This window comes from Candidatus Aquarickettsia rohweri (genome assembly GCF_003953955.1).
Lineage (GTDB): Bacteria > Pseudomonadota > Alphaproteobacteria > Rickettsiales > Midichloriaceae > Aquirickettsia > Aquirickettsia rohweri.
In genome coordinates this window covers 1-9,586 of the sequence record NZ_RXFM01000048.1, presented here as the reverse complement: position 1 = coordinate 9,586, position 9,586 = coordinate 1, and the positions used below count along the sequence as shown (strand labels likewise).

At 26.7% G+C, this 9,586-nt stretch carries 15 protein-coding genes; 2 read left to right on the top strand and 13 right to left on the bottom strand.

The features are described from left to right. Both tnpA and EIC27_RS07275 read right to left on the bottom strand, forming a co-directional pair. Positions 1-154: IS66 family insertion sequence element accessory protein TnpA (tnpA, locus tag EIC27_RS08205; protein ID WP_410519450.1), on the bottom strand; the 154-nt coding region annotated here is incomplete at its 3' end. A gap of 43 nt (positions 155-197) precedes the next feature. Further along, complete coding sequence (locus EIC27_RS07275; RefSeq protein ID WP_162298329.1) at positions 198-338, bottom strand: hypothetical protein; 141 nt, start codon at positions 336-338, stop codon at positions 198-200. 1 nt (position 339) lies between these two features. Between EIC27_RS07275 and EIC27_RS07270 the strand changes: the two genes are divergently transcribed. Both EIC27_RS07270 and EIC27_RS03995 read left to right on the top strand, forming a co-directional pair. After that, positions 340-792, top strand: a complete 453-nt coding sequence (locus EIC27_RS07270; protein WP_162298328.1) for a DoxX-like family protein — start codon at positions 340-342, stop codon at positions 790-792. A 35-nt stretch (positions 793-827) separates the two neighbouring features. Then, complete coding sequence (locus EIC27_RS03995) at positions 828-1,304, top strand: DUF2269 family protein (RefSeq protein WP_126044843.1); 477 nt, start codon at positions 828-830, stop codon at positions 1,302-1,304. Positions 1,305-1,342: 38 nt separating this feature from the next. Here EIC27_RS03995 and ybeY read toward each other — a convergent pair whose 3' ends face one another. The 11 genes from ybeY to EIC27_RS03940 all read right to left on the bottom strand — a co-directional run. Beyond that, positions 1,343-1,813, bottom strand: a complete 471-nt coding sequence (ybeY, locus tag EIC27_RS03990) for an rRNA maturation RNase YbeY (RefSeq protein ID WP_276310332.1) — start codon at positions 1,811-1,813, stop codon at positions 1,343-1,345. 153 nt (positions 1,814-1,966) lie between these two features. Continuing rightward, positions 1,967-2,647 (bottom strand): phosphatase PAP2 family protein, encoded by a 681-nt coding sequence (locus EIC27_RS03985; protein ID WP_126044841.1) that lies wholly within the window; start codon positions 2,645-2,647, stop codon positions 1,967-1,969. Between the two features lie 27 nt (positions 2,648-2,674). After that, complete coding sequence (gene ccmE, locus EIC27_RS03980) at positions 2,675-3,076, bottom strand: cytochrome c maturation protein CcmE (RefSeq protein WP_126044840.1); 402 nt, start codon at positions 3,074-3,076, stop codon at positions 2,675-2,677. A 111-nt stretch (positions 3,077-3,187) separates the two neighbouring features. Further along, entirely contained in the window at positions 3,188-3,562 is a 375-nt protein-coding gene (gene rpoZ, locus EIC27_RS03975) for a DNA-directed RNA polymerase subunit omega (RefSeq protein ID WP_126044839.1), read from the bottom strand. A gap of 21 nt (positions 3,563-3,583) precedes the next feature. After that, positions 3,584-4,177, bottom strand: coding sequence for a 50S ribosomal protein L9 (rplI, locus tag EIC27_RS03970; protein WP_126044838.1), 594 nt, complete (start codon positions 4,175-4,177; stop codon positions 3,584-3,586). Positions 4,178-4,193: 16 nt separating this feature from the next. Continuing rightward, complete coding sequence (gene rpsR / locus EIC27_RS03965) at positions 4,194-4,451, bottom strand: 30S ribosomal protein S18 (protein ID WP_126044837.1); 258 nt, start codon at positions 4,449-4,451, stop codon at positions 4,194-4,196. Between the two features lie 8 nt (positions 4,452-4,459). Then, positions 4,460-4,798, bottom strand: a complete 339-nt coding sequence (gene rpsF, locus EIC27_RS03960; protein ID WP_126044836.1) for a 30S ribosomal protein S6 — start codon at positions 4,796-4,798, stop codon at positions 4,460-4,462. Positions 4,799-4,872: 74 nt separating this feature from the next. After that, positions 4,873-6,366 (bottom strand): AarF/UbiB family protein, encoded by a 1,494-nt coding sequence (locus tag EIC27_RS03955; RefSeq protein WP_126044835.1) that lies wholly within the window; start codon positions 6,364-6,366, stop codon positions 4,873-4,875. Between the two features lie 2 nt (positions 6,367-6,368). Further along, positions 6,369-7,136, bottom strand: a complete 768-nt coding sequence (locus tag EIC27_RS03950) for a cytochrome c1 (RefSeq protein WP_126044834.1) — start codon at positions 7,134-7,136, stop codon at positions 6,369-6,371. A 790-nt stretch (positions 7,137-7,926) separates the two neighbouring features. Further along, positions 7,927-9,153, bottom strand: a complete 1,227-nt coding sequence (locus EIC27_RS03945; protein ID WP_126044833.1) for a hypothetical protein — start codon at positions 9,151-9,153, stop codon at positions 7,927-7,929. A gap of 130 nt (positions 9,154-9,283) precedes the next feature. Further along, a partial coding sequence (locus EIC27_RS03940) for a DDE-type integrase/transposase/recombinase (protein ID WP_126044832.1) occupies positions 9,284-9,586 on the bottom strand: 303 nt, incomplete at its 5' end.

The window sequence follows — 9,586 nt, the reverse complement described above, 5'->3', positions numbered from 1 at the left end:
CTACAAGAATTCTGTGCCATTTATAAAATGTACTTCTCGGCACATTCTTTTGCTTACAAAATTCATATTTACTTACATTACTTTTTTTATATTCTTCTACTAGCTCTTTCCATTTTTCATTACTTATTCTTTTTTTCTTTTTTTCTAATAGCATCATTAGCCTCTATTTTTTTAGGCTTTTGTTCTACCACTTATTTTTATTCTTGCCTAGATGCCCTTATTTTAGCGCTTACTTTAAAACCAACAAAAACAATATCTATACCAAAAATTATAATAAAGTTCTTTTGTAAATTAGGAGATTTATTTAATGCTTCCACTATAAATAGCACTGCATTCAAAATGTTAAGCACTGATAACATATCTAAATCAAATAAATTTTTTAGATATATAAAAATAAAACCTAAAAAATTTGATTTTGCTCTTGAAATTTACCCATCATCTATTCAATCAGTATGGCATGCTAAACTTTACTTATTTAAATCAATAGCAAAGTACATATTAGCTTTTTTTTGGCTATATTCTGGCATTTTACCATTTTTTCAGCATGAACAAACTATTATAATAATTAAACAAATTTTGAGGAGCAACTATTTATCTTCTATTGTTTTTTATAGCTCATGTTTCGTAGATATAATAATTGGTATTACACTTTTATTTAGATATAAAACACATATAATATATATAGGCCAAATTATTATTATAAGTATATACACTTGTATTTTAACAATTTTTTTACCAAAGCTTTGGCTTGAACCATTAGGTCCTATAATAAAAAATATTCCTATTATTTGATTATTATCAATTCTATTATCAGTGGAACGTGATAAATGATCGATTTATATCCTATTTTGAAATTAATTCATATAGTAAACGCAACTATATTATTTGGTACTGGAATTGGGATTTCATTATTTTCATTATGGTCACATTTATCAAATGATATTAAAATCATAGCTCATACCTTTAAAAAAACTGTTATTGCCGATTTAATTTTTACAACTCCTGCAGTAATTATTCAACCAATATCAGGACTCTTTCTTATATATCACCAAGGTTATGATCTATTTGAAACCTGGCTAAGTATTACTTATATACTATATATCATTGCTGGTTTATGCTGGTTACCTGTGGTTTGGCTGCAAATACAAATAAGAAACATTGCTAACCATGCATTAAACAAGAATCTACAAAAGCTACCTGATGAATATTATAAATACTTTTATATTTGGTTCATACTAGGATGGCCTGCATTTCTAGGACTTATTATAATATTTATACTTATGATATACAAACCCACTTTTTAAACTCTATTTTTATATAAATAATTAAAATAAATATATTATTAAACAATCTCATTAGGTAATTGCAAAGATGAGTGCTTATGGTTAAAACCCATTTGCTTCATTATATTAATTTCTAATTCCTCCATAATTTCTGCATCCTTATCTTGAATATGATCATATCCAAGTAAATGCAATAAACCATGAATTAAAATATAGGAAAAATATTCTAAAAAGACTTTTTCTTGTTCTAAGCTTTCATAAATAATTCTCTCAAAACTAATTGCAATATCACCTAAAAATAAATGGTTATTTTTTTTATAATTTATCTTAATCTCTTCTAAACTATTTTTATGAAAAGGAAATGATAAAACATTTGTTGCTTTATCCTTGTTTCGATATTCTTTATTTAAATCATTTAATATTTTATCATCAGCTAGCAACAGCGATACTTCAACTTTATTATCGTCGTTTAATTCACATAGAACATTGGATATCACCATTTCCATAATTTTATTACAATGCTTATGTATATTAAAATTAACCGAACTCCAACTATGTGATTTTACTAATATATCTACAATTACTTTATCGGAAGAAGTCTTGGGTATGGGTCTGGATCTGACATGTTTTAATTAATTCAATATTATATATTTTAACAATAAGTAATCAATATTTCAATATTTTTAGCTATATATTTTTCTTTCTAATTTAATACATTTACCCTCTATAAATAATATTAAATAATATATTATAAACATAAAACATGTAGAAATCACAACATCACTTAAAAAGTGCTTACCTTGCATTACTCGAGTCAATGCAAATAACACAACTAATAAGTACGAAAAAATTATCATTAATTTTCTTTTACTACCTGTTTGATAAAAAGAATATATTAAAAATAAAACTCCTATAGAAGTATGAAAAGATACGAATGAACAATTGAAAGTACATTGATTTGATACAGTGAAGGCAGCAGTAAATTCTTTATTTCCATTAAATTCAATTATTTTATAAGGCCTAGCCCTACCAAAATAATGTTTTGAAAAGGTCTGTACTAATAGCACCGAACCAATAAAAAACACTAATAATATTATGATCTGTGGTCTATAATTGATAAATCTATATGATTTAGTTTTAATGAAAGTTAATAGAATTACTATAGAGCTATAAGCTAATAATAAAAAAGCTAAATAATATGCTAAGTAACTTATAAACTTTAATATATAGTTATTTTTTAAATAAAATTTATGACTATTCTCTGAATAAAATAAACTAGATATAAATATATCAATTTTAGGGTAACTTATAAAAATATACGAGATTATTATAGTTATAATACATGTATATATAAGTCTTTTCATAAAGTTTATTTTTAAAGTTTCAGAATTTTAAGGCCTATAGTTTTCATCATGCTTAGCTAATAATTCTTTAGCATCAAACATATTATTATCACTTAATTTTCCATATACAATAACATTTTGCCCTTCTTTAAAAAGACTTGGAATGACTCCCTTATAAATTGTTTTTATCTCACCATCATTATCATAAATTGTAAACATAACATATTCCCCTTTATATTTAACACTACCGTTTTTTACAATACCCCCTAGTCTAATATAGTTTAAATTATTATTGTCATATTTATTATTTAATAATACTGAAGGAGTTTTATAAAGAACAATATTTTCGTTAAAAATATATAAGATAATAAATAATCCAATAAATGCAAAAAAAATAGTAATAATAATAATAAATAATCTTTGCTTGAAAAGCTTATTTTTGCTCAGCATTTATTCTTTGGGTAATATATAGTCTTATTATTGGATATAAAAAGAAAATTAAAGTAACTATAGAAAAACTAAAATACGATAAATAAACATACAATTGAAAATAACTTTTCACTATTCTTTTATATCTTCTTCGTTTTGAAATAATTGGTTTTCTGATTCTATATTAGAAGAATCTTTTAAAGAATCAATTTCATCTAAAATTTCCTGATTAATATCATCTAAAGTATTTTCTTGTTTTTTAAGTAAGATGTCTTCCTGATTATCAATAAATGTTTTTTTCACAAGAGAACTTTTTAAATTTTCTATATCTAAAACGCCTGCAGCAATTTCTCTTAATGCAACAATAGCCTCTTTATCTTTTTTTACATTATCAATCTTGATTTGCGCACCATGATTTAATTCTTTTCCTCTTTGTGCAGCAACTAATACTAACTCAAATCTATTTTCTACAAATTTATTACAATCTTCAATAGTTATTCTTGCCATTTTTACTAATACATATGTTATTTATACTTTATTTTTTTTCTCATCTTCAATTTTATCCTTCTTATCTTCAGCACCCTTCTGAGATTTATTATCTTGTAATTCATTTAAATTATCTTTTTTTACCTTAACTTCACTTTTTTCATTTTTTATTGCACTTTTAGCTTCTTCTTCAGATCTAGCAACTATAATTTTTAATTTAGCCTCAACTTCAGAATGTAAATTAACTACAAAATTATGAAAACCAATTTCTTTTATTTTATTAATTAATACTATATCTTCTACAGAAATTTTTACTTGAAATTTTTCATCTAAATTTTTTGCAATATCTTTATTACTTACAGAACCATATAATTTACCATCGTCTGCAGCCTGTCTGATGATTGTTATAATCTTTCCGTCTATCTTTTTAAAACTGTTTTGTGCTATTTTCTCCTTCTCAGCATTTGCTTTTTCTATAATCTCTCTTTCTACTTGAAATTTCTCTTGATTCTCTTTAGTAAATCTTAAGGCCTTATTCCTAGAAAGAAGATAATTTCTTGCATACCCATCTTTTACTGTAATTAAATCCCCAATATCTCCAAGTTTTTTTATTTTCTCTAACAACAATACTTTCATAATAAATCCTAAAAAATTATAAAACTGTATATGGTAACAAAGCAAGATGCCTAGCGATTTGTATAGATTTTCTAAGCAATCTTTGCTTTTTAGGCGAAATATTTGATATTCTAGAAGGCACTATCTTTCCTTTTTCTGAAATATAATTCTTTAAAAGTTCAACATTTTTATAATTTATCAAACTATCATCTACCTTCTCAAGTGGACAGGTTTGTTTTTTAAATGTTGATGAAGTCCTATTAAATAATAGGGTATTTGGTATTAAATTTTCCATTTTCTATATTAATTTTTAGTTTCACTTGGTGTTTGCATCATTAATGTAGGTTTATCATCAATATTATCAACTCTTATTGTCAAAAATTTAATTACATCTTCGCTAACTTTAAAATCATTCTCAATTTTATTTATTACATCAGAAGAAGTACTTAGGCCAAAAAACACATAATGTCCTTTTTTATTCTTTTTAATTTCATATGCCAAACTTCTTAAGCCCCAATATTCTTTCTTTAAAACTTTACCATTCATTTCTTCAACTAAACCTTGATATTTATCAGCAAGTTTATGAACATCTTGAGCTGGTAAATCCTGCCTTATTACGAAAGCGCATTCATAAAATCTCATTTATGCTCCAATTAGTATTATAATTTAAAGTCCTTAAATATTACACAAAACCAAAATAACTGCAAGCTCAATAATCAATTTATAAAAAATTTGTATAAAAATACTATTAAAACTGTAAGGGTATTAATTATTAATATGGCTATTATTAATTTAAAAATTGTTTGATTGTTGTTTAAACTAGTGTTTGAATTAGTGTTGATTTTATAATCATACAAAATATTCTTCATTCTTTTAACAAATTTTTCTTGTCTATATTTTATCTTTTGAATTGTTCCTTTTTTTCCTAAATTCTTTTTTGCCCAATCCTTTATCCAAGGACTAGCCAAATCCCACATATTTATTTTTGGATTTAGAACATATCCAGTGCCTTCAATAGTTAAAATTGTTTTATGTAATAATAATAATTCCGGATGTATTTTGACAGAAAATTTTCTACTAACTTCAAATAAGTGCTTTAACAACTTTCCCAAAGACATATCCTTTAATGATTTGCCAATAATTGGCTCTCCTATACTCCTACATGATAATTCAAATTGATATTCCGATTGGTCACTTGGCACAAAACCCGAATCAAAATGTAAATTTTTTATTTTTTCATATTCCTTATTCAAAAATCCATATACTACTTCTGCAACAAAAGTCTTCAATTCATAATCTAAATAACATACTATGCCAAAATCAACTAAGGCTATATCACCATTTTTCATTATAAGTATATTTCCTGGATGAATGTCTGCATGAAAAAATCCATCCCTACATGCTTGATTAAAAAAAATTATAGCTAGTTTTTTTGTAAGCTCATCTAAATTAAAATCCTCCTTAATTAAATCTTCCTTTCTTCCTATAGATATACCGTCTATCCATTCTAGAGTTAATACATTTTTAGATGTCAAGGACCAATATACCTTAGGGATATATATGTTAGAATCTCTTATACAATTTTCCTTTATTTTATTTGCAGCCGCACCTTCTAATCTTAAATCTAATTCTATTTCTGATGCCTTTTTTAGTGTATTAATCACTTCATCGATTTTGATTCTTTTATCATTCCTTAAAAATATATTTATAACTGAAGATATAAATTGAATAAAATGTAAATTGTTAATGTATTTTTGCTTTATTTTAGGTCTCAAAATCTTAACAGCAACAACATCACCTTCTTTAGTGACAGCTTTATGAACTTGAGCAATAGAAGCAGCAGCTATACTGTTAACATCAAAAATTTTAAATAACTCCTCTGTACTTGAACCAAATTCTGATTTAAATATTTTTTTAACTTCATTAATTGAGAAAGACGGCAATTTATCCTGCAAATTTGATAATTGAATTGCAACTTCTTCCCCAATTATATCCGACCTAGTCGATAAAACTTGTCCTAATTTTATAAAAGCAGGTCCTAACTTAGGAAAAATCTTAAGTAATTTTTCACCTATTTTTTGTTTTAATTTAGCTTTTTTTGATAAATCTTTCCTTACACATAATAAAAATAAATATGAATATATATTACTGCTTAATAAAATTAATATCAGTTTAATTAAAAAATATATATTTTTAATCCCAGATTTCATACCTATTTAATTCTTTGCCATATTCTCTTTTTTGCAATATAGAATAATACTGTAAAAATTAGTAAAAAGATTATAACTTTAATACCTAACGATTTTGAATCTTCCATTTCAGGCTCTGCAACCCATTGTAAAAAATTCACAACATCCTTTGACATTTGATCTATAGAAGCTTTCGTATTATCATTAAATTCTACTTGATCAGCAGTATGTAAAGGAGGTGTCATTGCTAATTGATTTCCACCTGCTGCAAAATATGGGTTATAATACATGTTTTCTCCTAGTTCAAAATTTTTTGGAGGAGTAGAATAGCCTGTTAATAAGGAATAAACATAATTTGCTCCATCATGCCTAGCTTTAATTATTAATGATAAATCAAGAGGATACGCACCATTATTTGAAGCTCTAGCAGCTTTTTCATTTGGATAAGGCCCAGGAATCATGTCTGTTAACCTTGCAGACCTATCAAACATCTCTCCTTCTTCATTAGGAACATCTTTAACTTCATATTCAGATGCAAGCGCTTTTACTTCATCTTCAGAAAATCCTATTTCCATTAAATTCCTAAATGCTAACCTCTTTACAGAATGGCATGCTGAGCAAACTTCTTTATAAACCTTAAAACCTCTTTGGATAGATTGTCTATCAAATTTACCAGTCACACCATTAAATAGCCAATTAATTTGCTTAGGAGGTTTAGGCTCATCTGAAGCTTTTATGTTTAATATTCCAAATTTTAGTAAAATAATAAAAAATACCGAAAACTTTTTCATCTACAAATCGTATAGCTATAAACTTTTATTAACATTTAGATACTGATACCTAATTTTTATATTAAAAATAAATTTCTAACAAGCTTAAAATTTATTATCAAATAATTTTAGACATGAAATAATATAAATCCTTATGATTTTCCGATACTCTACTTATCGTTTTTTTATTATTGAATACCTTTTCCTTTGAAGCATAATCAACAGCACAAAAGCGGATAAAGCATATAAAACCCTAATTCTATCATCAAAAACGAGCCATAATAGTAAATGTACAATAACAAAAAACTCTCCAAGGTACACTAGCTTATGTAATTTTCTCCATCTAGTAATTGCTAAAATTCTAATAGATACATTATTACTTGTTATCGCTAAAATTGCAAAAATTATAAATGCAATAAATCCAGGCAATAAAATAGGGTGAAATAACCAACTCAAAGCATTAATAACACCTCCTTTTTTTCACAAGGTAACACAAAAAATGCAATGAAGCATACGTAAATACAGCAACTCCAATTATTCTTCTGTGTTTATTAATTTTTTTGAGAAAAATATTAGATTTGAATATAACAATCAAAGGATTAAGTGCAAGAACTATGGCTAATAAACTTATTGCAATATATCCAGAATAGATAATAAAATCATGATATAAGCTTTTATTTATTATCAGTCCTAACGCCATGAATAAAGCTGGGAAATTCAACAATATCCAGTTTCTATTTTTACTAAAGAAACGAAACATCACTAATATCAGATTAATACGATTCACCATATGCTAAACTGTAAAACTCACCTATAATTCATAAACTTCATCGTAACTGCTATGATGATAAAAATCAGGTTGATTTTCAGTATATACAGGAATGATTACATTACTACTAATATCTTGCTCTTCAATTTTATCACTCTCACTTATATATTCCCTGTTTAATTCTTGAATTACTTCAGCTAAATCACTAGCGTTTTGTATCATTGAGTATAATGAACCTAAGACCATTACTCCACCTACTAAAGGCGCTGCTCCCGGACTTGAAATACTTAAAGCTACTAACCCTATTTTTATTATTCCTTCTATATATTCTCCTTTATACATATCATGTATACCTTTCACAGCCGTAACAGGCAACATTATACCCGTCTTTCCATAATAGATTGCAGTTTCCTGGACAGCATCATTCATTGTTTTTGTAATATTTTGTGTTGTTGGATTTATTGCCGTCCTTACCATATCTATTGCTATATCTGCACATTTCACCCCAAAGTGCACTTTACCCAATTCTAACATCACCTTATCATTCATAGATCCTGTATCACTTGATGCAGATTTGGCTATTAACTCACCACTATCCAATCTCAACATAGGAGATATACCATCAAATTCTTTAGTAGAGGACAAACCTTCATACGGTAATAAGCTTACAACATTATTAGCAAACCCTGTATTCTCAAATTCTTTATTAAATAAATTAGTTGTTTCTATACCAGATATTTCTGCTAATCTACTATTTATATTATTAACATGATTGGCACCAACAGATATACTCACATTATATCCCTTCCCTATCAATTCTGTTGCTTTTTCTGCCATATACTTTTCTCTTGCAAATGTGTATTCTACAGTACTTTTCTTGGAATATTCTAACCCTTTACCTTCCATTCCTAATACTACAACTCCATTTTCCATTGCTGTATTATACAACTTTGCATCCTGATATATTAATGACTCCTCTATACCTTCAGGAAGTGATATCTTATCATCACTTATTTCATTGTGTTTAAGTATTGCTGCTAATAGCTTCACATCTTTCATTCCTAAATTACTTCCTTCTTCCTTCCTCTCTAATAGTATAGCCTCCATTCTGTTTTCTTCTTTACTTCTTCCTTCTATTTGAGCAATTAGTATTTCTATATTAACTCCATGTTGCTCCAAATGATTATACTCTGGTATAATATTTGTACTGCCACTAGCATTCCATACTACCGTTGATATAATATTTTCTTCATATAATGATTGTTGCAATTGCTCTAGAACTTCGTTATTTTCTTTATTAATATTTCTTAACTCTTCTATAAAATTATAATCATCTTTCCCGGCTCTGTCGCATCTGTAATATGGTGTAAAATTTTTAAATTATTTATAGATTTTTCCATTAAGCAGCTAGTGAAAGAAATTTATCAAAGTCAGAATTATAATTGTCATTGTCAGCAAGTTGTCCTTTTTTAATCATGTGCAAGAGTTCTATTCCCGCAATAGTTCTGGCGGCACTTCTAAAGGATTTGAAGCCAAGCATCGGCCTAGTTCGTTTCTTTATAAATCTGTGATCGCCTTCTATCCTATTGTTGAGATATTTGTTCTGCCTAATTTCTATTTGGTTTTCTTTAGATAATGGCTTATTGATTGAATTCAAAGCAGAAGTATTAGAGCCACTTTTATCTATATTAACCTTTATAGG